Here is a 22,274-nt window from a genome sequence, read left to right as displayed (position 1 = left end):
GGTTATATTTACGGATGTTCTTTATTCTTTCTAAAACGCTCTTTTATTTGGTAATGCCGCTGGTTTGGGTGCTTGTTTTATTTATATATTCCTTCTTTTCAAAAAATAAAAGGAGGAAAAAAGCCAGTGCTGTTACAGGTCTGCTTATCCTCTTTATTTTTAGCAATGATTTCCTGGTAAATGAGGCTTTTTTATTATGGGAGAAAAAACCTGTTACTATAGCAAGTATGCCCGTATATCAAACTGGAATTGTTCTAACCGGCATGACACATCGAATGCCCCAATACAACGATCGTGTATTTTTTGATAAAGGAGCAGATCGCCTTCTTCATACTGTACAACTGTATAAAGCCGGTAAAATAAAAAAGATCCTGATAACCGGAGGCTCAGGTTACGTATTTAAAGAAGGAATCGGTGAATCGGATGCATTGAAGAATGTATTTGTTTACTGTGGTGTACCGGAAAAGGATATTATTATAGAAAACAAGTCAAGAAATACGGTTGAGAATGCCCGTTTTTCAAAAAAGATGATAGCCGATTTGCATTTACAGCCTGATTATTTACTTATTACTTCTGCTTTTCATATGCGCAGGGCAGAAGGCTGTTTTGTAAAAGCAGGATTGGAGGCGGCTATTTTTCCGGTAGATTATTATTCAGGGCCCCGTGATTATACTTTTGACCAATATCTGATCCCTTCTGAGTTTGCTTTGGCGAAATCAGCATTACTGATTCATGAACTTACCGGCTTTATAGTGTACAAGCTATTGGGATATTGCTGATGCTGAATAGTCACTCAACATCCAGCTCTGCAATCTGGGCCTTATATTGTTTTGGAAGTACGATGTTTTTCAATAATCCTTCCAATTTAATCCTCCTGCTGAGTTTATATATCGATAATACTGGTGTTAAAAGCTGTAATTTGCCAAGTGAGAGAAAGCTATTTACTCGTTTTGGAACTACCAATACCTGTGCCTGCTTTAAGAGCTGATATCTGAACCAGCCGAGATGTTTTTTATATTGTTTGTACAAGTCGGCTGTAAATTGACTGTAAACCAAATTTTCCTGAATGTGCTCTTCGCGTTTTACCAGCCATTCTGGGAAAATATCAGGTAATTCTTTAATTTCCATTCTCAATCCAACGCGATAAAAAACGGTAAACACTTCGGTTTTTTCTGATTCAGTAAGTTTACGTTCCAGTACTTCAAATGCACGTATAGAATAATCAATCAGCATAAAGAGTACATCCCGGTAGGCCCAGTCCGGAATTTCTTTTCCCCGCTGTTGTTCTACTCCTTTGTGTATAGCCGTAATAGTATCGATAGCTCGAAGAGCGGCCGGATATTCAGAAAAAACGATTTTACGGGCGTAAGAAACAGTGGAAAATAATCTTCCGAGCGGATCGGCAGGAAGACGTCCCGTAAAGTAAAGCCAATCAACGGCTTTATTTAAAGCGAACTCGGCAGAAGCGCCGGCAAAAATAAAAAGAATAGTATCACCATTCCCCCAGATCTTTCTCACAATTGAATCTCTCTCCACAAAAAACTCCATATTCTTTTAACGTTTCAGAAGCACTATTAATTGGTTAAGCTTACCGTCCTTTTGTCCTTTTATTCTAATTTTTTCTGCAATTACCAGTGTAAGTGTCCCTAATGTATAAGCAAGCATATCCATCCAGGCAAATGAATTACCGATAAGTATTCTTGCAATTTCAGAATCAGCAAGTCCGATAAATTGTATAAAATGGAAATATTGCAGTGTTTCAACTATATAAGAAAAAAGAAGCACCACCAATGCCGTAATTATAGCCGGTGAATTTATAAAGCTCTGAATAAAACAATATAAAAGTATAACGACCAGAAAATCTCCACCATACGGACGTACAATTGTATCTTTTATGTATATCGCTATAAATATTTCTGTTAACAACAACAGAACAGCAAAGAAAAAATAGTTTTTGTTAAATATGAACATAGCTGAGACTAAAGACCAATCATGAAAACCTAAAAGAACTTTGAATAACAAAGTAATGAAAAATTTTCGAACTATTCAAGAATAATTTTCAAGGGAATACATTCAGCACTAAATAAGTGCGTTCAAAATCACACCTAAAAAAATGTTATTTTTAAGGGTGATACCTTTCCATTAATTTGCACTTAGTTTAAAACAGACAGCAAATGGCTGAGATTTTAATACAGGAACAATCAGCAAAATTGAGAGAAAGCAAGCTTGTAGAACTATACACAAGCATCTTTCCTGACATAGCCAGATTTATCAGCAGGAAAGGAGGGACTCTTGAGCAGGCAAAAGATATTTTTCATGATGCCATCATCATTTGGTACGAAAAGCAGCAAGTAATTGAACAACTTATTACTCAAACCGAAAGGCAATATATTTTCGGAATTGCAAAACACCTTTGGTACCGGAACTTTTCCAAAGAATCTCAAATAATCTCATTGGATGCCGTGCAACATTCGGTCATCGAAGCGGCAGTTAGAGAGCAGCTTTCAATCAATAAACTGCTAAACCTGCTCGAAAGAAGTGGGAAGAAATGCCTGGATCTGTTAAAATCTTTTTACTATGATAAACTCAGCATGGCAGAACTTGCCCAAAGATTTGGTTATCGAAGCGTACGTTCAGCAACAGTGCAGAAATACAAATGCCTTGAAAAAATAAGAGAAACGGTAAAAGAAAAATCAATTTGCTATGAGGACTTCCTTGAATGAGATACAACACATCGAAAATCACCTGTTTGGGCAACTGAGCGGAGAGGAGGAATTATTATTTCAGGCCAATCTGCTCATCAATACAACCTTGGAAGAGAACAAGCAGGCACAGCAAAAAAGCTATCAGCTTATTAATGCTTTTGGGCGTAAGCAATTAAAGCAAGAACTCGAAGGCGTACATCTAAAACTCTTTTCAGAAAAACGATATAAACACTTTCGGCAAAAAATACTGGCCCTGTTCAATATATAAAACCAACATCGCCACTTTTTATCGCCGCTCGAGATCTCGTTTTCTGCTCCGGAATATTCTTAGTTAAATGTAAAACTAACTGCTATCCTGTTGTATGGAATCGCTATGTCTAATTTCTTATTATTAAATAAATGAAAAATCTTAAAAATGAATTTCGAAATTACGCTGTTAAGCATCATCGTATTAGCAGTCTTACAGTTGATAGTGCTATTTCCCGCACCGAAAAATACGTTCTTCCCATTGCGATGACGCCCCACATTATCGAAGAACGTCAGCTAAACGTAGCCCAGATGGATGTCTTCTCACGTTTAATGATGGATCGCATTATTTTCCTCGGTGAAGCAATTGATGACCGGATTGCAAATATTATACAGGCGCAGTTGCTATTTCTGCAATCTACCGACTCGAAACGGGATATTCAGATCTATATCAATTGTCCTGGAGGAGTAGTATATGCCGGACTCGGCATATATGATACTATGCAATATATTAGTCCGGATGTTGCAACCATTTGTACAGGAATGGCACTAAGCATGGCTTCTGTATTGCTATGTGCAGGAGCCGCTGGAAAGAGGGCAGCACTGGAGCATTCAAGAGTGATGATCCATCAACCATTAGGTGGAGTACAGGGGCAGGCTTCAGACATTGAAATCACTGCCAGGGAAGTACTCAAACTTAAACAAGAGCTTTACCAGATTATTTCACGCCACAGTGGACAGGATTACCAGCTGATTCACAATGCTGCCGATCGGGACCACTGGATGATAGCACAGGAAGCTAAAGAATTTGGAATGATTGATGAAGTACTGACATCAGGAAATACCGGCTTTACCGATAAAGACGAGTTGTAAAAAGCAATTAAATAAATTTATAATTTTTTTCAATCACATAGACCATCATTTTTTTCCTGATTTCAAACCCTAATTTCTGGTATAAGTTTGATGCACTAGTGTTATCAGGCAAAACGTGCAGGAAAGGAATTTTTGACGACATCAGTATTTTACTTATCTGGCTGCGTATAAGATTACTGGCATGTCCCTTTCCTGAATAATCAGGATGCGTGCATACAGCACTTATTTCCACATATGGATCAGGCTGAAAACGTTGTCCGGCCATAGCAACTAATATGCCTTTGTCAAAAACACCCTCATAATTACCAAAATCAATTGTCCTTGATAAAAATGGGCCGGGATTAGTTTTGGTTGTCAGTTCAATCATGGCAGGTATATCTTTTTCCTGTAAGGGCACAAAACTATGATCATCCACTGTAGGCACATTCCGCTGTTGATATACCATCTGTAAAAGATCTTTTTTTACCAGAACTTTCCAATCTTTAGGAATAATCAATTCTTTAGCTGCAAAAAGAACAATGGGAGAATTGAATGGGGTAAAGTTGTATAGACAGTTAAAGTCGTCTTCATTATTATCTTTCATCCCCGCAAAGGCTGCTATTTCCTTTGCAAAATATTTTGCCTTTTCACTTCCATGAGCAATGCTTTTATTTCCGGTAAGTAAGCCATTCCAGATGGGATTATCCAATATATGTTCCACTCGTTTTTATAAATACTGATGCTGAAGTAAAATCAGAAGAACAAATTTAAGTAGAATTAAATACAATGATGTGTTGAACTCGGTTTAATTCAGATTTACCACAGTAAAAATTCGAAGCCATCGTATAATTTAGAGAAACAACCTAATTCTCCGGAAACTAAACATCCTTAAAATGCTGCTGTTATAAAATTAAAAGAATATAAATCAGGACATTTAATATGAGAATAAATAAATGGTACTTATTAGCAGCTGCAGTAACCGTTGGTACAATAGGTTTGACATGTTCATCTGGCCCGTCTATTCCTGCAGGAGCAACAGCAGTTAGCCCTTTTAATGTAGAAAAATATTTGGGCCGATGGTATGAGATCGCACGCTTTGACTATCGATTTGAACGCAATCTGAATAATGTTACTGCTGATTATTCTTTAAATCCTGACGGTACTATTCGTGTACTGAACCGTGGATTTGACTATGTAAAAAATAAATGGAAAGAAAGTACAGGCAAAGCAAAATTTGTTAACGATTCAAATACCGGACGATTAAAAGTCTCTTTTTTCGGCCCTTTTTATTCGGGATATAATGTTATTGCATTAGATCCTAAATATCGATATGCCTTAATTGCCGGCGATAATCTTGATTATCTCTGGATTCTTTCACGTGAAACAACTATCCCGGACAATGTAAGGGAAGAATATATTCAAAAAGCTGAAAGTATTGGCTACGATACAAAGAAGCTTATATGGGTTAAGCATGATAAGAAATGACGACAGCAAAGTTCTCTTCACTAACAAGTCCTTATAGTTTTTTTATAAGGACTTTAAGTTTTATCAAGAGTAACAAAAAATACCCATAACCGTTCTTTACAGGGTTTATAAACTGCCATTATATTACTAACAAACATTACGGATGTCCGCTTCCTCCCGCAGCACCATACACTTGTCCGGTAGCATAGCTTGCATCATTTGCCGCCAGCTGCACATAGATTGAAGCAAGTTCTGCCGGTTGTCCTGGCCTGCCTAAAGGTGTTTGTCCTCCAAAGCTTTTAAGTTTTTCCTGGGATGCACCTCCGCTAACCTGCAAGGGTGTCCATATCGGTCCCGGTGCTACTCCATTAACTCGAATGCCTTTCGGTCCAAGCTGTTTAGCCAATGATCTGACATAATTTGTTGTGGCAGCTTTGGTTTGGGCATAATCATAAAGATCTGCTGAAGGATCTGTAGCCTGTTCTGAAGAGGTGCCAATAATAACTGAACCTGGTTTCAAATGAGGTAAGGCCGCTTTAATAATCCAAAAAGGAGCATAAATATTGGTTTTCATCGTCCAGTCAAATTGCTCAGTCGAAATGTCCAGAATGGATTGATTTGCCTGCTGTCTTGCAGCATTACTTACCAGTATATCCAGACCTCCTAAACCTTTTACTGCTTCTGAAACTAATCGCTGACAAAATGCCTCGTCTCTTAAATCTCCGGGAATAGCTATTGCCTTACAACCCTCTGCTTTAATCAGTGCAATTACCTCACGAGCATCAGGCTCCTCATCGGGAAGGTAATTTATGGCCACATCTGCACCTTCCCGTGCATAAGCAATCGCTGCTGCCCGCCCCATTCCAGAATCGCCTCCGGTAATTAATGCTTTCCTGCCTTTTAAACGTCCGGAGCCGCGATAACTTTTCTCTCCGTGATCAGGTTGCGGATCCATCTTACCTGCTAAACCGGGCCAGGGTTGAGATTGACCTTTGAAGGGAGGTTTGGGATACTTGGTAGTAGGATCTTCCAGCTTTTCCCAGTCCAATCCCGAATTTATTGTTTCTGCATCTGCAAAATTTGGTCCTACTGCAACTGCAGCTAAACCCGTTCCCAATCCACCCAGCGCTTTTCGTCTGCTTATTTTTATTTCTTCATTCATGACGAGTATGTTTTTCAGTGTACCTGATAAAACAACCTATTTTCTCGTGCCTGGTTTTTACCCTTTAAAATTTCTCAGGGAATGATAGACAGACGAAGATGAACTTCCACTAAAAATCAAATCTCTATCATCAATCCAATGGGGCAGTGGTCTGATCCCAGGTACTCATTATAAATCAGTGAATCCTTCACCTGCTCCATCATAGAATTACTTACCAGAAAATAATCAATTCTCCAGCCAATGTTTCGTGAGCGGGCGTTAAACATTACATTCCAATAAGTATATTTAACCTCATCAGGATAGAAGTATCGGAAAGTATCGGTAAAACCTGCATCAAGTAACCTGTTAAAGCCATCTATCTCTCGCTGAGTATATCCTGCAGATTTATTGTAATTCTGTTTATCTCTCGCAATGTCAATGGGTCGATGAGCTACATTTAGATCTCCGCATATAATAACAGGTTTTTTTAAACTCAGATTGGTAACATAAGCCGTAAAATCTGCATCCCATTTTTCCCGGTAATCCAGACGTTTTAAACCATCGCCAGAATTTGGAACATAAATGGTCACCAAAAAAAACTGTTCATACTCGGCTGTTATAACCCTGCCTTCCTGGTCATGTTCTTCAATATCCATATCACATGTAACATTGAGGGGTTCAGTTTTACTAAGAATCGCTGTTCCAGAATATCCTTTGCGGGCTTTAGATGAATTAACATAAACCTTATACTCGGGTAATAACTCACATAAAGATTTAACTTCCTCGTACGAAGCTTTTGTTTCCTGTAAACAAAGCACCTCCGGATTGATAGATTGAATATCCTTTACAAAATCCTTTTTCATGATGGACCGGATCCCATTTACATTCCAATTTACAAGATGAAGAGTAGACATAGAATTAATATTTAGAGAGTAATAAAGATTTAGATTAAAATTCAGTTGTTAAAAATGATGAAAAAAACATGGGTAGCAAAATGCTATACCAGGATTATAATTAAGCGATAAGCTTATAATATTAAACCCTAGGTCTATAAAAAAGAAAACTGTGCAAGTTTTTCTTTGACTTGCACAGTTAAAATATGATATAACGAATAATTACGGTTGGCACCGAAATATTTCAATTACTAAGAATATTTACCGGAAGAAGAATAGGTTTGATACTCTTCTCCTTCAGCATAACGTTTGAAATTAATCACATCTTCACGCACCATATTTTCAAAAACGCCATTAAATAATTTAGCCAAACCGTGGCCAATTGCTCCGGCAGGTGGGAAGTAGCTTATTTCAACATAAAGCTCTGTTCCCGTACCGTTCAATGCTTCCTTAAATTCAACTTTTCCGGCATTATCAATTTTCGATCCCGAAACAGATTGCCATCCGATATATTCATTTTCTTCTTCTTTTGTAATCTGTGCATTCCAGGAAACTTCTATTAATTGTCCGGGTACCTTTGCTTTCCAGTGTGATGTTTTTGCATCTATTTCTTCCACCGAAGCCAGATGTTTCATAAAACGGGGCAGATTTTCAAGCTTACGCCAGAAAGCAAAAACCTGCTCCTTTGGGCTGTTGACAATAAAACGTTCGGTTATGCGTATGGCTTCCAGGTCAGTAGTATCTTTTCCTAAGCGTGAATAAGCTGGGCAGTGACCGGTAGCACCCCGATATAATAAAAACCCTCCTACCAACGCTTCCTGAACAGCAATTAAAGGGTGCTTAATAATCTGACTAAGTCCTTTGTAAAATATGAAGGAACCTGCTGCAATCGATAATATCCGTTCTGTTGGATTAACATTAATATTTTGATTGCTGTTTAAGAATGAATTATTTAAGGTGTCGGTTATTTTGTTAACAGTTGTATCTAACATAATTCTAAATTTTTATTTATAAATTTTAAGGTAGTAGTACGATGAATGCATTTAAATCACATGCAAGAATTATAGTTATAACGTTAAAGTGCGTTCACTGTTTGCCTTATGGAAATTGTTCTTAAAAATTTGGTTTTAAAGAAAAGATGGTATGGATTTTGGAATACGAACGCGAGAATACTTCAAAAATAAAATTAATAAAAACGATTGCTATGAGTAAAGATCTGTTTCTGATTTGCCATGAAACCAAATCGGCTGTTCAAGTAGGAAGAAGTATTGGGGGAATTCCGGAAGTACAAAAAGAGAGAATAGAAGCCCTAAATGCGTTTCTTACCATTAATCACAATAAAAATATAATTCCTTTGTGGGATGATGATGATGAGTTTGAAGAGATACTAGACACCTACACCTTTATCACTATTGAAGATGCCAGCCAAAGTATTTATAGTAAAAAATCTTTAGATGAGTTACAATAGGCGCCGATAGACAAAGCAATAAAAAAAGCTGTTTCAATGAAACAGCTTTTTTTATTGCTTTGTCTTCTAAATTAACTAATCAGCACAAGGGCAATGGAAATTGATTGTTAAAACTTCTTTTGCAGCAACCTTGTCGGCATTGTTGGCATCTTTATATTGAACATTCGTTCTTTGAATTTGCCAGGTCATTGTTTTTAAAGCTGCCGAAAGTACTTCATATGTCTCTATAGAATTATTTGAGACCAAAGAAATAAATTCTTTTCCATTTGTCACCGAAAAGGAGTACTTTTTATATACTTTTAGTCCCGTATCTGTTATCCGAACAGAGTCATTTGTATTGAACAAGTATTTGGGACCTCCATTAACTGTTGTTTCATATACTTTAGTATTACTTTCATCAAAGTATTCATGCTGCTGCGTAATTGTATTCCAATGTTTTTGATTTACAATAGCATCAGAAGCTGATTTAATTTCAATTTTTTTCTTTTCTTTTTTGCATGACGTAAAAGCAACTGTAGCGGCAATCATTGATAGTAAAATAATTCTTTTCATAAGTCAGTTTTAAAAAGTAATAGTATTAACATTATGTGAAATCAACACTATCAGTAAATGAAATGTTTGTTCTCAAAAAATTTCACACTATTCATAATTTTTCACATAATGTGAGAATTGCAAAAAATATTGAAAGTAGTAGAAATGAAACCGGCCCCCAAATGGGAGCCAGTTTTATAGATAGGTGTAGGGCAGGTTCTTATTATTTGCAGTTGTTATGTCAAATGCGATTTAGAAGTAACCTGATACGCGTTGATTTGTTTAAACTTTTTTATTTAAAATTGATTTGCGATAAAAATAAAATGAATATTAAAGAAGTTTACAGCTTATTGTAGTTTTGCAGTCGCAAAAAAGACAGTAACTAATGAAATTTCTCAGGCCGATCCTTACTTTTATCATTGTTTTATTTTTAACAGGACCAGCCTTTAGCCAGAGTAGTGCAGAATTAAAACGAAGGAAAAAAGCACTGACAAAAGAAATAGAATTATTAAACAGAAGCTTAAAAAAAACCTCCAGCAACAAACAGCTTTCATTAAAACAAATTAACGTCCTTAATACCCAGATCAGACTCAGAGAGGAAAAAATCAGCACAATTAACTCAGAGATAAGGCTACTGGATGATCAGATTTCCGATAATACGTCTACTGTGAAAAACTTGCAGGCCCAGCTCAGCGATTTGAAAAAAGAGTATGCGGCTATGATTTTATTTGCATTCAAAAATCGCAGTGCATACAACAAACTGATGTTTATTTTTTCTGCGAAAGATTTTAACCAGGCTTATAAGCGATTGAAATACCTGAACCAGTTTAGCAAATACAGAAAAAAACAAGCTGGTTATATAGAGCAAACTCAACATGGGCTGCATGTTAAAATAGTAGAGCTTGATCAGAATAAAAAAGAAAAAAGCTCTTTACTTGAGGATGAACAGGAGGAGAAGCAAACATTAGGAAAGGAAAAAAATCACCAGTCGCAGGTACTTAATAAGTTAAGTTCACAGGAGAAAAAGCTGCAAAAACAGCTTGTCACAAAGAAAAAGGAATCTGCACGACTTAACCGGGCTATACGTTCTGCAATTGAAAAAGAAATTGAAGCTGCCCGCCGGAAGGCGGCAGCCCAGGCAGCTGCAAGAGCCGCAGCAGCTAAGGCGCAGGCAGCAAAAATGGCTGCTGCTAACAAAAGCAGCTCATCCACTACTGCTAAATCTTCTGTTAAAGAAGCCAAAGGCTCGAGCGTGTTATCTGCAACGCCCGAATCTGCTAAGTTATCTTCAAATTTTTTAAGTAACAGGGGTTCTTTACCATGGCCGGTTGCTTCAGGTAGCATTGTTGAAGGGTTTGGCAACCACAGCTATGGGGTAAATGTTACCCTTGAAAATAATGGAGTAGATATAAAAACAGCCCCAGGAGCTACGGTACGTGCTGTTTTTTCAGGAGAAGTGTCTACCGTAGCTAATATTGGTGGTAATTTCGTGGTGCTTATCCGCCACGGAGAATATTTTACCGTTTATTCCAATTTACGCTCAGCGAGTGTTAGCCGTGGACAGAAAGTCAGCACAAAACAAGCGATAGGAACTGTAGTAACAGATCCAAGTGACAATACAACTCAGTTACATTTCGAAGTACGAAAAGGAGCGACTCCACTAAATCCTTCAGGCTGGCTTGCCAGATAATTAACACCCACTAAGGGATTTTTCAATGAATTAGATATACTTTTCAGCCTGACTGTATACAGGGTAAAACTTTTCAACAGCACTCCTTAAAACAACTAATTTTACTAACTTCGCAGGTCGCTGAATGGCGTTAATTAAAAAAAAGGACCAATCTTAAGATGGCTGAAGAAACAGAAAACGAAAATTCATCACTACCTACCAACGATCGGATTATTCCCATAAACATAGAAGAAGAAATGAAAGCTGCCTATATCGATTATTCGATGTCGGTAATCGTTTCACGTGCCTTGCCGGATGTTCGAGACGGCCTAAAGCCGGTACATCGCCGGGTTCTGTATGGCATGCTCGACTTAGGTGTTACGAGTAATAAACCTTATAAAAAATCTGCACGTATAGTAGGGGATGTATTAGGAAAGTATCACCCCCATGGTGATGCCTCTGTTTACGACACTATGGTGCGTATGGCGCAGGATTGGAGTTTGCGTTATCCTCTTGTAGATGGGCAGGGTAACTTTGGTTCTATTGATGGTGATAGTCCGGCAGCGATGCGTTATACTGAAGCGAGGCTGAAAAAAATTGCTGAAGAAATGCTGGCTGATATCAATAAAGATACCATTGACTACCAGTTAAACTTTGATGATTCGCTTCAGGAACCTACCGTTTTGCCTACAAAAATACCCAATTTGCTGGTAAACGGAGCGTCGGGAATTGCGGTGGGAATGGCTACAAATATGGCCCCTCACAATTTAAGCGAGGTTATTGACGGTACCATTGCTTATATCGATAATAATGACATTGAAGTTTCAGGTTTGATGCAGTATATAAAGGCTCCTGATTTTCCAACTGGTGGTATCATATACGGCTATGCAGGCGTTCAGGAAGCATTTGAAACCGGTCGTGGCCGTGTTATTATGCGGGCTAAAGCTGAGATTGAAACATATGGAAATGACAGGGAACGTATAATTGTAACTGAAATTCCCTATCAGATCAACAAAGCTCAAATGATTGAGCGAACAGCAGAGCTGATTAACGAGAAGAAACTTGAAGGTATCTCAGAGATTCGTGACGAATCTGACAGAGAGGGTATGCGCATTGTTTATGAGATTAAACGCGACGGCAATGCATCGATAGTTTTAAATAACCTATATAAATATACCGCTCTTCAAACCTCATTCAGCGTTAATAATATCGCTCTCGTTCATGGGCGACCGATGATGCTGAACCTGAAAGACATGATTCGTCATTTTGTCGATCACCGTCACGAGGTTATTATACGCCGTACCAGGTTTGAACTTGCTGAAGCAGAAAAGCGTGCACATATACTTGAAGGCTTATTAATTGCACTTGATCACCTGGACGAAGTAATCAAGCTTATTCGTAATTCATCTACTCCCGAAGAGGCTCGTGACGGATTAATGCAGCAATTCTCACTTTCCGAAATTCAGGCCCGGGCAATTCTGGATATGACGCTTCGCCGCTTAACAGGTCTTGAGCGTGATAAGATTAAGGAAGAGTATGCCGAATTAATGAAGACGATCGAATATTTGAAATCTGTATTAGCAGACGAAAGCCTGCGTATGCAAATTATAAAAGATGAGCTTCTGGAAATAAAAGATAAATACGGTGATGCACGTAAAACCCAGGTTGTTCATTCGGCAGAAGATATGACAATGGAAGACTTCATTGAAGATGAGGCCGTTGTTATCACCATATCGCATGAGGGCTACATTAAGAGGACGGCCCTGACAGAATACCGCAGGCAAGGCAGGGGAGGTAAAGGTTCATTGGGATCTAACTCCAGGGATGAAGATTTTATCGAACACATTATTATTGCATCCAACCACAATTACATGTTGTTCTTCACTGAAATGGGACAATGTTTCTGGTTGCGTGTCTTCGAAATTCCGGAAGGAACCCGAACAAGTAAGGGACGTGCTATCCAAAATATCATTAACGTACCAAAAGAGGAAAAGATTAAAGCATACATCAAGGTTAAAAATCTTAAAGATCAGGAATACCTTGAAAATAACTTTATCATTATGTGTACCAGGAAAGGTACTATTAAGAAAACTTCGCTTGAAGCATATTCCCGCCCCAGAGCTAACGGAATTAATGCCATAAATATTAATGAAGGCGACCAGTTACTGGCAGCTTGTCTTACAGACGGAAATAGCGAAATTGTTATGGCATTACGTTCTGGCCGGGCAATCCGTTTTAACGAATCTACAGTTCGTCCCATGGGTCGCACAGCCACAGGAGTAAGAGGAGTTACGCTCGCCAGCGAAAGAGATGAAGTTGTCGGAATGATCAGTATAAATAATCCGGAAGTTACTGTTTTAGTAGTTTCCGAAAAAGGTTACGGAAAACGTACTGACATTGAAGACTATCGGGTAACCAATCGGGGAGGTAAAGGTGTTAAAACCATCAATGTAACGGATAAAACAGGCGAACTTGTTGCGATAAAAGATGTTACTGACAATGATGATCTGATGATTATTAACAAATCAGGTATTGTTATTCGCATTGCTGTATCCGAATTAAGGGTAATGGGCCGTGCTACACAAGGAGTTCGATTGATTACACTTAAGGGAGATGACGAAATCGCTTCTATCGCACAAGTTGAAAGAGAGGAAGAGCTGGAAGAAGATATAGAAACACTTGAAGGAGGAAACCATTCAGATAGCAGTTCTGAGGCAGACAATACTGGAGGAACAGAATCGTTAGAGGAGTAATCAAAAAACTGTTCTTAAAGAGATATGCTAAAAAGAATACTATCAGTTTTTTTCCTGCTGATCTTTTCTACCGGCGTTGTTACAGCACAGACACCTGCAAAGAACGCTTTCAATAGCTTTGCCCTTTTCGTCAAAAAAAAGGAATTTTCTAGCTTGGAGCAGGCAAAAAAGTTTATAGATGAGGGATATAAAAACAAGAAGGATTCCTTATCCTATAAAAATAACTTTGTGCGGAGCCTTATCTATTCAGCACTTGCCAGTGTTGACTCCAACCGGACATTGACTTATACTAAAGATCCGATTGAAGAGGCACTCTATTCTTTCGAACGGATTGGGCCCTTTGCAATTGAACACGAAGGCAAAATAAGTTTTATAAAAAGAGAATTAGCAACTGCATTTGTAAGACGGGCAAATAATGCATTAAATTCTTACAATTATGAGGAAGCGTACGATTCTTTTCGCTGGGTTGATTCCCTGAGTTCAGGTAATAATATTTTAATTAAACACAATTTAGCAGTTCTAAGCCAGAGATTGGGTTATAGAAGTAGGGCAATAGGTTATTATGAACAACTTATTTCAGCTTCCCCCAAGAAAATTCCTGAATATTATCTCGTTCTATCCGAACTATACGAAAATATGGGGGACACTCAACAATCTCTTGAAATAATTCAGCAGGGCAAATCAGCTTTCCCGGAAAACACAGACTTCGCATTTAAAGAACTGAACATCTTTCTGGAAGCAGGAGATTACCCTGCTATAACTTCTGTTATCAGAGACGCTATTAACTTAGATCCTGATAATATAGATCTAAACTATTTAGCGGGTTTTGCGTTTGATGTAACAGGCGTAAAAACAATTGCCGAAGAATATTACAAAAAAGTAATTTCTTTAAATCCGAATAATTATGATGCAAATTATTCGTTAGGATTACTTTATCTGGATGCTGCGTTGCATATAAAAGAAGTTAAAGATGAGAATTTTGCGAAATCTCGAAAATTTTTAAATAAAGCATACGAAATAAACCCGAATGCGGTAAACGTTTTAAAGTCATTAGCTATTTTGTACGAAACAACATCAGATAACATTCGGTTAAAAGATGTGAATAATAAATTGAATCAAATAATTATAAACTAATATCATGAAAATTAAATCTTTCATACTTGCATGTTCATTTCTTGCACTTTCTGTAAGCACCTATGCACAAAAAGGTGTATTGAACAGTGCAAAAAGTGATTACGAAAAATACACGCAGCTAAAAAATGCAAATACAGCTGCGCTTGGTGTTTCGAGTTTAAATTCGGCCAAAGAATCTATTGACAAAGCTTCTGCCAATGCTAAAACCTCCGGCGATCCGGCTACATGGACTTATCGTGCTCTGATTTATGCCGACCTGGCTTTATTAGATACTGTTCAATCAAAAACAGATCCATTAGTTAAAGAAGCTGCAAGCTCGCTGAAAAAAGCGTCAGAACTGGATAAAGAAGGCCAGAATAAAGCGAACATTGATCTTGCCGGAAAATTAATTGCTCAGAGTGCGTTAAATAAAGGAGTAAGAGAGTTCCAGGCAAAAAATTATGAAGGAGCATATAATTCTTTTAATGAAGGATTGGTTTTTATGCCTACTGATTCCACTTTTAATTATTATGCCGGTTTAGCTGCAATTAATTTAAAGGACTATGATAAGGCTATTGAGAAATACAATCAGCTTACCAAAACAAATTTTTCAATTGGCAACCAAGTTTATTTAGACCTTTCACGTTTGTATGCTTTAAAAGGCGATACCACTTCTGCTATCCGTGTAGCTTCTGAGGGTACTCAGAAATATCCTAAAGATGCAAAACTGGCTACACAGGAAATTGAACTTGGTTTAGTTGCAGGTAAGCAAAAAGAAATAGTAAGTAAAATATCTGCGCAAGCTGAAAAAGATCCTTCAAATAAAACATATCCTTTTTATTTAGGAGTAGCTTACAACTCTTTAAAAGACTATCAGAAAGCCGAAGAAGCTTACAAAAAAGCATTAGCTATTGATCCGAACTTTGCAGATGCAAACCTCAACCTTGGCGGTGTTATTTTAAATAATGCAATTGATATTTATAATAAGGCAAGAAATATTCCCACAAATAAGCAAACGGAATACAATGCAATGCTGAAAAAAGCAAATGTTGAGGCTGACCGTGCTTTGCCTTATATTCAAAAAGCAAACGAATTAAATCCAAAATCTGTTTTAGCACTTGAAAATTTAAAAACGTATTATCTGCTTAAAAATGATACAGGTAAAGTGGCTGAGATCAAAAAGAAAATAGATGCTTTACAATAAGCAGTAACAAATCAACAAGAAAAAACCGGATTCCAATAATCCGGTTTTTTTATTTCAACTTCTCCAAAGCTTTTTTCAAATCATTTTTACACTCGGTGATGTCTTTCCATAGATCACCTTTTTCTTTTAAACGATCTAAGGTATTAAATATGGTAAAGTTTTTAATATCAAGATCTTCATTTACTTCGTCCCATTCTATTGGAGTAGAAACAGTTGCACCTGGTTTTGGACGGGCAGAGTAGGGGGCTGCTATTGTTTGACCGCGGCGATTTTGAAGAAAATCGAGATAAATTTTATTTTTTCTCTTTGAAGGACTGCGTTCAAGGCTGGTTGTATCCGGATGCTGGGCCATAACTAAATGGCCGAGATACTGAATAAAATTTTTAGATTGCTCATAATCATATTTAGCTCCGATATGAATAAAAATATGTAAGCCCCTTGAACCGGAAGTTTTAATAAAAGGTTTAATGCCCATTTCGTTCAATATTTCTTTTATTGTAAGGGCAACCCGTACTACCTCCCTAAAATCAACATCCTGCGGATCCAGATCCATTACAGCAAAAATCGGATTATCGGGTTTTTTGTATGTGCTAAGCCAGGGATTAATTTCGATACATCCCAGGTTAGCCATCCAGAGCAAAGTAGGTTCATCATTACACACTAAATAATCAATGTCTTTATCATTGCTTTCTGAATAAAGCGGAGCATATTTTATCCAGGAAGGAATTTGCTCTGTATCCAGATCTTTTTGAAAAAATCCGGGAGCATCAATCCCGTTAGGATGCCTGTTTAAGGAAAGCGCCCGGTCTTTCAGATAGGGGAGAATATAAGGTGATACCTGCCTGTAATAATCAATCAGCTGTCCCTTTGTTATTCCTTCTTTTTTCCAGTACAGCTTATTTAAATTTGTAAGCTTTAATTTCTTTTTTCCAAAGTTTTCTTCCAATTCACCCGGCATTTCTTTTGGAGTTTCTTTCTGTGTTTTCTCAGTTTTATTTATGAAAATATTATTTTCTTTATGTATTTCTTCCGATTCTTTGTCTGTTCTGAGTCCTTTAAATACCGGATGCCGCAAATGATTATCGGCCGTCCATTCTGTAAAGGTAACTTCACAAACCAGTTCAGGCTTTAGCCAGGTAGTAGTCTTCTCCTGATGAACTTTTTGCGAAACAGGCTTTCTATCGGTTTTAAGTTTCAACATCAGATTGTATAACTCCTTAAGTGAAGTTTCATTAAAACCTGTACCGCAATTGCCGATATAAATTAATTGCTCGCCCTCATACATCCCCAATACCAGAGAACCAAAGTATTTCCTGCTTCCTGCAGGTTTAGTAAATCCTATTATCACAGCTTCCTGTGAGGATTGCAATTTAAACTTCAGCCAGCTATCCGACCTTTTTCCAGATTCATATAAACTCGACGCTTTTTTTGCAATAATCCCTTCCCATTTTTTTTCTTCTGCTTCAGCAAAAAGTTTTATTCCCTTTCCCTTAATATGTTCATTGAAAATAATTACAGGATCGTTCAATTGTTCGATCAGGGCCTTTAATAACTCTTTTCTCTTTACAAGCTCCATGCTCCGCAAATCGTGCTTATCTAATGCAAGGAGGTCAAATACATAGTATTTTAAGCTGAAGTTTTTATTTCCGGAATTATAATTTTGTATTTCCTGAAAATAGCTGATGCCGTTTTTATCTTCCACAACCAATTCCCCGTCAATTACCGCCTCATTATTTATCTTAGATAAGGCTTTTGTTACCGGCTCATACTTCTCACTAAAATCAATACCGTTTCTGGAAATCAGTTTTACACTTTTCTCTGTAACGGCAATCGCACGGTAGCCATCAAGCTTTTTTTCGTAAATCCATTCGTCATTATCAAACACATCTGACGATAGTTTTGCAAGCATCGGTTTATAAGCTGCTGCTTCCGTTTTTAACTCAGGTTTCTCTTCAATTTCTGCCGGTTTAGAGATGTTTAAAAGGTTCTTTTTACCTGCTTTTTTCTTTCGTTCAACCCCTTTTTTCTTTACTGTTTCCGGCACAAGATCTTCACTGTTAAACTTTTTATCTACGGCAAATTCATCCTTATGTTTAATCAACAGCCATGAATTAGGTTCAGCATCTTTAAGTTTAACCAGCGCAAACTCACCTTTCAGAACCTTGCCCTTTAACCGGAATTTTAAATTCCCACTGTACAAACCTTTTAAAAGAGCTTTTTCATCGTTCTTTCCTTCTAAACTTTCATAAGTACCTTCATCGAATATAGTTACTACACCGGCTCCGTAATTACCTTCAGGAATAACACCTTCAAATGTTCTGTAATCATAGGGGTGATCTTCTACCATCATTGCCAGCCGCTTATCTTTCGGATTCAGCGAAGGACCTTTAGGAACAGCCCAGCTTTTTAATACTCCTTCCATTTCAAGCCTAAAATCATAATGCAGATGAGAAGCATGATGACGCTGTACTACAAACCTTAATTCTTTTCCTTTTTTTTTACCGGATATAGGTTCATTTGTTTGTGTAAAATCGCGTTTCTCAAGGTACTTTTGAAGAGTCATAGACGGCTTCTAATTAAGATGAAAAGTTGAATTTGAACAGATTGTACTTATTTTTAATGAGTTAAGCCCCTTTCCTTGAATTTAAGCTTTGCATTAATTGGTCATACAAATCGTTACTAGCAGCTTTTTGAGGTTTAAGTTTTTTGATAGTCGGACGTTTACCTTTTGCTTTTGCTTCAATAATCTTTAAGAGCTGGCTGTGGTATTCATCTTTAAATTTATCTATCTCGAATGTTGTTGTATACTGGTTAATAAGTGCCATCCCAACATCCAGTTCCTTTTTACTGATATTCACATCATCCGGTGTTAAAATTTCGTCACTGCTTCTTATCTCTTCCGCAAAGCGAATTTTTGTTACCACAATTACTTTGTCTACCGGATGAATTATGCACAGATTTTCTGTGCTTCGCAGAACAAAACGTGCCAGTCCCGCTTTTTTAGATTTTTGCAACGCTTTTATTAACAGGGCATATGCTTTTCGGCCTTGCGTTTCCGGTTCTGAATAATAGGATGTTTCATAATACATTGGGTTTACTTCCTCGATGTCTACAAAACTTTCAATTTCTATCATTTTACTTTTTTCCGGACTAGCATCTTCAAAGTCTTTATCTTCCAGAATTACATATCCGTCATTTATCGGATACCCTTTTACAATTTTATCGTAAGGAACTTCTTTTCTTGTTTTTTCATTAATTCGCTGATAACGGATACGTGACTGATCCCTGCTGTCAAGCATATCAAGGCCCAGTGAACTGCTTTGTACTGCAGAATACAGTTTAATTGGAATGTTTACTAATCCAAAACCTATTGAGCCTTTCCATATTGATCTCATAAACAATCAGTTAAACTTCAGGGCTGGAATTAAACCGCTCAAAGTACAATTTATCCATCTCATAGTAAGCCTGCGAAACTTGCATTCTTAAGCCTGTTATAAATCCTTTCAAATCCGTTTCAAGAATACTTCCCTGTAAAATATCATCAAATACATCCAGGGCGGCCTGTTCACCTGTTCGGCAGGTTTCCAGTATAGCCTGATCGTCTTTCTTATCGGATGTAAAAGCTGTTTTGAAAGACATCATAGCCCGATGAACACTTCCTGCCTTATCTCCTTCATTATTTTCAGCTTTTCCTCCCATCTTTTCAATCTTTTCTTTTAATTCCAGAGCCATATCCCGGCGCTGGTTTGAATAACTTATAAATAATTCTCTTAAATGATTGGATGTAGCTTGCTCAGCTGCTTTTGCATAACCTTCTTTTCCGTCATTTATAATTAGTAATATACGCTGAAGTTGTTTAGTATAATTTTCCGGGTATTGTTCCATAATTTTTCGGGTAGATACTTTAAAAACGCTCTTCATTTAAAATAGTTTGACAGGATGTTTTTAGGAAATTGAAATTTTTTCACATAAGTAAACGAACATTCATTTATATTTGTCGGATGCGAATACGGGACGAGCATAAAGAGCAGATGATACGACAAAAAGCCATGGAAATGGTTGTTAGTAACGGCATTGATGGGCTTAGTATGCAAAAATTGGCCCGATCAGCAGGTGTATCACCAGCTACCATTTACATCTATTTTCAGGACAGGGAGGATCTTCTCATTCAGATTTGTATAGAAGAAACTAAAAAAATGTCTGATGCAACTCTCCAAAATTTCTCGCCGGATATGCACTTTGATGAGGGATTAAAAATACAATGGCTGAACAGAGCAAAGTATTGTCTTGAAAATCCTATGCATATTGATTTTATTGAACAGATTAGGCATTCTCCTTTATACATAAAAGCATTTGAACTGATTGATAAAACCTTTATGCAAACTATGGGAAAGTTTGTTTCTAACGCAATTACAAGAAACGAACTAATCCGCGTGCCTGTAGAAGTTTATTGGTCTGTTGCTTTTGCACCTTTATACCAGCTTTTAAAATTTAACAGGCAGGGGAGAAGTATAAATGGTAAAACCAATTTTTCACTAACTGAGGAGTTAATGATGCAAACGCTCCAGTTGGTGTTAAAAGCTTTAAAACCCTAACTATGACAACAATAACAAGCATTTTGGTATTTAAGACCAATATTTATAGAAAGCGGGATGTTAGTGCGATAAAATCTATTTTAAAAAACCAGACCGAAATAATCAACTGGAATATAGATCTTATGGATTGCGATAAAGTATTACGGATAGAAACCAAAACTTTAAACGCTTGTCAGATTACACAATTAATACTAAATGCAGGATTCCAGTGTCAGGAACTGGAAGATTAACTACTAAAATTAAAGATGGAATCATCAACGAAAACAAAAGAAAAAGTATTTACAAGCTATCAGACCTTTATTATTGCAATACTTGCAATCCTGCAGTTTACGGTAGTTCTGGATTTCATGGTTTTATCTCCTTTGGGAGCACAGCTAATGAGCGAACTTAGCATTACGCCTAAACAATTCGGATGGGTTGTATCAGCTTACGCTTTTAGTGCAGGTATTTCCGGATTGCTTGCTGCTGGATTTGCAGATAAGTATGACCGTAAGAAATTATTGCTTTTTTTCTACTCGGGATTTCTGATAGGAACTTTTTTATGCGGAATAGCGCCAGATTATCATTATTTACTTATTGCACGCATTATCACCGGAATATTCGGCGGAGTTATTTCATCAGTTTCATTCGCTATTATTACCGATCTGTTTGCACTTGAGGTTAGGGGACGAGTAATGGGTGTTGTACAAATGGCTTTTGCTGCAAGCCAGGTTTTAGGAATTCCAATCGGATTATATTTAGCAAACCATTTTGGCTGGCATTCTCCATTTTTAATGATAGTGGGCTTAAGCGCAATTGTCGGAGTGATAATTGTTCTTAAAATGAAACCTGTAAACGAACATCTGAAGCTTAAATCGGAACGAAATGCGGTGCAGCACTTACTTAAAACACTATCAAAACGAGATTATTTACGGGGATTTGCGGCAACAACTTTATTAGCAACAGGCGGTTTTATGTTAATGCCTTTTGGCAGCGCATTCAGCATTCATAATTTAGGAATTTCATTAGCAGACTTACCTTTAGTTTACGCAGTTACGGGAGTTTTCGCTATCATTTTCGGGCCAATTACAGGAAAAATAAGTGATAAAATTGGGAAATTTAAAGTCTTTTGTATCGGATCTGTACTAAGCATGATCATTATAGCGATTTATACAAATCTTGGTATAACACCTTTATGGCTTGTAATAGGTCTCAGCGTACTTTTATTTATAGGAATCTCATCCAGAATGATTTCTGCTTCCGCCTTAATGTCAGCAGTACCGGATGCACAGGACCGCGGGGCATTTATGGGAATAAATTCATCTGTGCAGCAAATTTCCGGAGGAATCGCATCTGTAATAGCCGGGCTAATTGTGGGCCAAAGCGCTAACGGAGATTTATTAAATTATGATATTTTGGGGTATGTTGTTATCGCCGCCATGATATTAACAATTGTAATGATGTCAACAATAAATAAATATGTAATCCATAAATTCCCTTCCAGTAAATAGAAAGGCAAGGGTAGTAATTTTTATATTTAACATAATATTAATTATAGGACAAAAATAAAAGTGGACAAAACGATAGTATTTGAAGAAAAGTTATAACTACTATGAATCTTAAAGTTTATAATAAATGTTATAAACTTTATATATATCTGA

At 37.2% G+C, this 22,274-nt stretch carries 23 protein-coding genes; 13 read left to right on the top strand and 10 right to left on the bottom strand.

Annotated elements, in window-relative coordinates; all coding sequences use genetic code 11:
* Nucleotides 1-14 precede the first annotated feature (14 nt).
* Nucleotides 15-779: a YdcF family protein gene (locus ACLCDL_RS10490; RefSeq protein WP_423148246.1), complete on the top strand. Its 765-nt coding sequence runs from the start codon at nucleotides 15-17 to the stop codon at nucleotides 777-779.
* Nucleotides 780-789: 10 nt separating this feature from the next.
* On the opposite strand, the gene ACLCDL_RS10485 is transcribed toward ACLCDL_RS10490, so the two are convergent.
* Nucleotides 790-1,548, bottom strand: coding sequence for an oxygenase MpaB family protein (locus tag ACLCDL_RS10485; RefSeq protein WP_423148245.1), 759 nt, complete (start codon nucleotides 1,546-1,548; stop codon nucleotides 790-792).
* Between the two features lie 6 nt (nucleotides 1,549-1,554).
* Nucleotides 1,555-1,971, bottom strand: a complete 417-nt coding sequence (locus tag ACLCDL_RS10480; protein WP_423148244.1) for a ribosomal maturation YjgA family protein — start codon at nucleotides 1,969-1,971, stop codon at nucleotides 1,555-1,557.
* A gap of 203 nt (nucleotides 1,972-2,174) precedes the next feature.
* Here ACLCDL_RS10480 and ACLCDL_RS10475 point away from each other — a divergent pair, with 203 nt between their 5' ends.
* From ACLCDL_RS10475 to clpP, 3 genes are all read left to right on the top strand, one after another.
* The gene (locus ACLCDL_RS10475) at nucleotides 2,175-2,723 is read left to right on the top strand and encodes an RNA polymerase sigma factor (RefSeq protein WP_423148243.1); all 549 of its coding nucleotides are present in this window, start codon (nucleotides 2,175-2,177) and stop codon (nucleotides 2,721-2,723) included.
* Nucleotides 2,704-2,973 (top strand): hypothetical protein, encoded by a 270-nt coding sequence (locus ACLCDL_RS10470; RefSeq protein WP_423148242.1) that lies wholly within the window; start codon nucleotides 2,704-2,706, stop codon nucleotides 2,971-2,973. Before ACLCDL_RS10475 ends, ACLCDL_RS10470 begins: the two co-directional genes overlap by 20 nt.
* Before the next feature lie 131 nt (nucleotides 2,974-3,104).
* Nucleotides 3,105-3,824 (top strand): ATP-dependent Clp endopeptidase proteolytic subunit ClpP, encoded by a 720-nt coding sequence (clpP, locus tag ACLCDL_RS10465; protein WP_423148241.1) that lies wholly within the window; start codon nucleotides 3,105-3,107, stop codon nucleotides 3,822-3,824.
* Nucleotides 3,825-3,831: 7 nt separating this feature from the next.
* Here the strand turns inward: clpP and ACLCDL_RS10460 are convergent, their stop codons facing one another.
* Nucleotides 3,832-4,524 (bottom strand): GNAT family N-acetyltransferase, encoded by a 693-nt coding sequence (locus ACLCDL_RS10460; RefSeq protein WP_423148240.1) that lies wholly within the window; start codon nucleotides 4,522-4,524, stop codon nucleotides 3,832-3,834.
* A gap of 218 nt (nucleotides 4,525-4,742) precedes the next feature.
* Here ACLCDL_RS10460 and ACLCDL_RS10455 point away from each other — a divergent pair, with 218 nt between their 5' ends.
* Nucleotides 4,743-5,288 carry a lipocalin family protein gene (locus tag ACLCDL_RS10455; protein WP_423148239.1) on the top strand — a complete coding sequence of 182 codons (546 nt, stop codon included), beginning with the start codon at nucleotides 4,743-4,745 and terminating at the stop codon, nucleotides 5,286-5,288.
* Between the two features lie 136 nt (nucleotides 5,289-5,424).
* On the opposite strand, the gene ACLCDL_RS10450 is transcribed toward ACLCDL_RS10455, so the two are convergent.
* The 3 genes from ACLCDL_RS10450 to ACLCDL_RS10440 all read right to left on the bottom strand — a co-directional run bounded on the left by ACLCDL_RS10450 (nucleotide 5,425) and on the right by ACLCDL_RS10440 (nucleotide 8,293).
* Nucleotides 5,425-6,429 (bottom strand): SDR family oxidoreductase, encoded by a 1,005-nt coding sequence (locus tag ACLCDL_RS10450; RefSeq protein WP_423148238.1) that lies wholly within the window; start codon nucleotides 6,427-6,429, stop codon nucleotides 5,425-5,427.
* A 116-nt stretch (nucleotides 6,430-6,545) separates the two neighbouring features.
* Nucleotides 6,546-7,322: an exodeoxyribonuclease III gene (locus ACLCDL_RS10445; RefSeq protein ID WP_423148237.1), complete on the bottom strand. Its 777-nt coding sequence runs from the start codon at nucleotides 7,320-7,322 to the stop codon at nucleotides 6,546-6,548.
* 230 nt (nucleotides 7,323-7,552) lie between these two features.
* The gene (locus ACLCDL_RS10440; RefSeq protein WP_423148236.1) at nucleotides 7,553-8,293 is read right to left on the bottom strand and encodes an SRPBCC family protein; all 741 of its coding nucleotides are present in this window, start codon (nucleotides 8,291-8,293) and stop codon (nucleotides 7,553-7,555) included.
* 146 nt (nucleotides 8,294-8,439) lie between these two features.
* On the opposite strand from ACLCDL_RS10440, the gene ACLCDL_RS10435 reads away from it, so the two are divergent.
* Entirely contained in the window at nucleotides 8,440-8,769 is a 330-nt protein-coding gene (locus ACLCDL_RS10435; protein WP_423148235.1) for a hypothetical protein, read from the top strand.
* Nucleotides 8,770-8,844: 75 nt separating this feature from the next.
* Here the strand turns inward: ACLCDL_RS10435 and ACLCDL_RS10430 are convergent, their stop codons facing one another.
* The gene (locus ACLCDL_RS10430; protein WP_423148234.1) at nucleotides 8,845-9,321 is read right to left on the bottom strand and encodes a hypothetical protein; all 477 of its coding nucleotides are present in this window, start codon (nucleotides 9,319-9,321) and stop codon (nucleotides 8,845-8,847) included.
* Nucleotides 9,322-9,685: 364 nt separating this feature from the next.
* Between ACLCDL_RS10430 and ACLCDL_RS10425 the strand changes: the two genes are divergently transcribed.
* The 4 genes from ACLCDL_RS10425 (at nucleotide 9,686) to ACLCDL_RS10410 (ending at nucleotide 16,039) form a co-directional block, all read left to right on the top strand.
* Complete coding sequence (locus ACLCDL_RS10425) at nucleotides 9,686-10,990, top strand: murein hydrolase activator EnvC family protein (RefSeq protein ID WP_423148233.1); 1,305 nt, start codon at nucleotides 9,686-9,688, stop codon at nucleotides 10,988-10,990.
* A gap of 158 nt (nucleotides 10,991-11,148) precedes the next feature.
* On the top strand, nucleotides 11,149-13,722 hold the full coding sequence (gene gyrA, locus ACLCDL_RS10420) for a DNA gyrase subunit A (protein ID WP_423148232.1): 2,574 nt from the start codon (nucleotides 11,149-11,151) through the stop codon (nucleotides 13,720-13,722).
* A 24-nt stretch (nucleotides 13,723-13,746) separates the two neighbouring features.
* The gene (locus ACLCDL_RS10415) at nucleotides 13,747-14,856 is read left to right on the top strand and encodes a tetratricopeptide repeat protein (protein WP_423148231.1); all 1,110 of its coding nucleotides are present in this window, start codon (nucleotides 13,747-13,749) and stop codon (nucleotides 14,854-14,856) included.
* A gap of 4 nt (nucleotides 14,857-14,860) precedes the next feature.
* The gene (locus ACLCDL_RS10410; RefSeq protein WP_423148230.1) at nucleotides 14,861-16,039 is read left to right on the top strand and encodes a tetratricopeptide repeat protein; all 1,179 of its coding nucleotides are present in this window, start codon (nucleotides 14,861-14,863) and stop codon (nucleotides 16,037-16,039) included.
* 49 nt (nucleotides 16,040-16,088) lie between these two features.
* Here ACLCDL_RS10410 and ligD read toward each other — a convergent pair whose 3' ends face one another.
* The 3 genes from ligD to ACLCDL_RS10395 form a co-directional block, all read right to left on the bottom strand.
* The gene (ligD, locus tag ACLCDL_RS10405) at nucleotides 16,089-18,602 is read right to left on the bottom strand and encodes a DNA ligase D (protein ID WP_423148229.1); all 2,514 of its coding nucleotides are present in this window, start codon (nucleotides 18,600-18,602) and stop codon (nucleotides 16,089-16,091) included.
* Between the two features lie 61 nt (nucleotides 18,603-18,663).
* Nucleotides 18,664-19,434, bottom strand: a complete 771-nt coding sequence (gene ku, locus ACLCDL_RS10400) for a non-homologous end joining protein Ku (protein WP_423148228.1) — start codon at nucleotides 19,432-19,434, stop codon at nucleotides 18,664-18,666.
* A gap of 10 nt (nucleotides 19,435-19,444) precedes the next feature.
* The gene (locus tag ACLCDL_RS10395; RefSeq protein ID WP_423148227.1) at nucleotides 19,445-19,960 is read right to left on the bottom strand and encodes a ferritin-like domain-containing protein; all 516 of its coding nucleotides are present in this window, start codon (nucleotides 19,958-19,960) and stop codon (nucleotides 19,445-19,447) included.
* Nucleotides 19,961-20,040: 80 nt separating this feature from the next.
* Between ACLCDL_RS10395 and ACLCDL_RS10390 the strand changes: the two genes are divergently transcribed.
* The 3 genes from ACLCDL_RS10390 to ACLCDL_RS10380 are packed head-to-tail and all read left to right on the top strand — an operon-like array spanning nucleotide 20,041 to nucleotide 22,124.
* On the top strand, nucleotides 20,041-20,634 hold the full coding sequence (locus ACLCDL_RS10390) for a TetR/AcrR family transcriptional regulator (protein WP_423148226.1): 594 nt from the start codon (nucleotides 20,041-20,043) through the stop codon (nucleotides 20,632-20,634).
* 2 nt (nucleotides 20,635-20,636) lie between these two features.
* Nucleotides 20,637-20,864 (top strand): hypothetical protein, encoded by a 228-nt coding sequence (locus ACLCDL_RS10385; protein WP_423148225.1) that lies wholly within the window; start codon nucleotides 20,637-20,639, stop codon nucleotides 20,862-20,864.
* Between the two features lie 15 nt (nucleotides 20,865-20,879).
* On the top strand, nucleotides 20,880-22,124 hold the full coding sequence (locus ACLCDL_RS10380; RefSeq protein ID WP_423148224.1) for an MFS transporter: 1,245 nt from the start codon (nucleotides 20,880-20,882) through the stop codon (nucleotides 22,122-22,124).
* The last annotated feature ends 150 nt before the right edge of the window (nucleotides 22,125-22,274 follow it).

This window comes from Rubrilithobacter danxiaensis (assembly GCF_047272945.1).
Classification (GTDB): Bacteria; Bacteroidota; Bacteroidia; order Sphingobacteriales; family Sphingobacteriaceae; genus Rubrolithibacter; species Rubrolithibacter danxiaensis.
The sequence above is the reverse complement of the archived record's forward strand: the minus strand, read 5'-3'. Positions and strand labels throughout refer to the sequence as shown.

Excerpts from the sequence above, each read along its gene's own strand:
- ACLCDL_RS10475 (WP_423148243.1), top strand. The coding sequence starts at position 2,175 with ATGGCTGAGATTTTAATACAGGAACAATCAGCAAAATTGAGAGAAAGC.
- ACLCDL_RS10490 (WP_423148246.1), top strand. The coding sequence starts at position 15 with ATGTTCTTTATTCTTTCTAAAACGCTCTTTTATTTGGTAATGCCGCTG.
- ku (WP_423148228.1), bottom strand. The coding sequence starts at position 19,434 with ATGAGATCAATATGGAAAGGCTCAATAGGTTTTGGATTAGTAAACATT.
- ACLCDL_RS10435 (WP_423148235.1), top strand. The coding sequence starts at position 8,440 with ATGGTATGGATTTTGGAATACGAACGCGAGAATACTTCAAAAATAAAA.
- ACLCDL_RS10470 (WP_423148242.1), top strand. The coding sequence starts at position 2,704 with ATGAGGACTTCCTTGAATGAGATACAACACATCGAAAATCACCTGTTT.
- clpP (WP_423148241.1), top strand. The coding sequence starts at position 3,105 with ATGAAAAATCTTAAAAATGAATTTCGAAATTACGCTGTTAAGCATCAT.
- ACLCDL_RS10385 (WP_423148225.1), top strand. The coding sequence starts at position 20,637 with ATGACAACAATAACAAGCATTTTGGTATTTAAGACCAATATTTATAGA.
- ACLCDL_RS10430 (WP_423148234.1), bottom strand. The coding sequence starts at position 9,321 with ATGAAAAGAATTATTTTACTATCAATGATTGCCGCTACAGTTGCTTTT.
- ACLCDL_RS10425 (WP_423148233.1), top strand. The coding sequence starts at position 9,686 with ATGAAATTTCTCAGGCCGATCCTTACTTTTATCATTGTTTTATTTTTA.
- ACLCDL_RS10485 (WP_423148245.1), bottom strand. The coding sequence starts at position 1,548 with ATGGAGTTTTTTGTGGAGAGAGATTCAATTGTGAGAAAGATCTGGGGG.
- ACLCDL_RS10450 (WP_423148238.1), bottom strand. The coding sequence starts at position 6,429 with ATGAATGAAGAAATAAAAATAAGCAGACGAAAAGCGCTGGGTGGATTG.
- ACLCDL_RS10440 (WP_423148236.1), bottom strand. The coding sequence starts at position 8,293 with ATGTTAGATACAACTGTTAACAAAATAACCGACACCTTAAATAATTCA.
- ACLCDL_RS10390 (WP_423148226.1), top strand. The coding sequence starts at position 20,041 with ATGCGAATACGGGACGAGCATAAAGAGCAGATGATACGACAAAAAGCC.
- gyrA (WP_423148232.1), top strand. The coding sequence starts at position 11,149 with ATGGCTGAAGAAACAGAAAACGAAAATTCATCACTACCTACCAACGAT.
- ACLCDL_RS10380 (WP_423148224.1), top strand. The coding sequence starts at position 20,880 with ATGGAATCATCAACGAAAACAAAAGAAAAAGTATTTACAAGCTATCAG.
- ACLCDL_RS10455 (WP_423148239.1), top strand. The coding sequence starts at position 4,743 with ATGAGAATAAATAAATGGTACTTATTAGCAGCTGCAGTAACCGTTGGT.
- ACLCDL_RS10445 (WP_423148237.1), bottom strand. The coding sequence starts at position 7,322 with ATGTCTACTCTTCATCTTGTAAATTGGAATGTAAATGGGATCCGGTCC.
- ACLCDL_RS10410 (WP_423148230.1), top strand. The coding sequence starts at position 14,861 with ATGAAAATTAAATCTTTCATACTTGCATGTTCATTTCTTGCACTTTCT.
- ACLCDL_RS10480 (WP_423148244.1), bottom strand. The coding sequence starts at position 1,971 with ATGTTCATATTTAACAAAAACTATTTTTTCTTTGCTGTTCTGTTGTTG.
- ACLCDL_RS10415 (WP_423148231.1), top strand. The coding sequence starts at position 13,747 with ATGCTAAAAAGAATACTATCAGTTTTTTTCCTGCTGATCTTTTCTACC.
- ACLCDL_RS10395 (WP_423148227.1), bottom strand. The coding sequence starts at position 19,960 with ATGAAGAGCGTTTTTAAAGTATCTACCCGAAAAATTATGGAACAATAC.
- ligD (WP_423148229.1), bottom strand. The coding sequence starts at position 18,602 with ATGACTCTTCAAAAGTACCTTGAGAAACGCGATTTTACACAAACAAAT.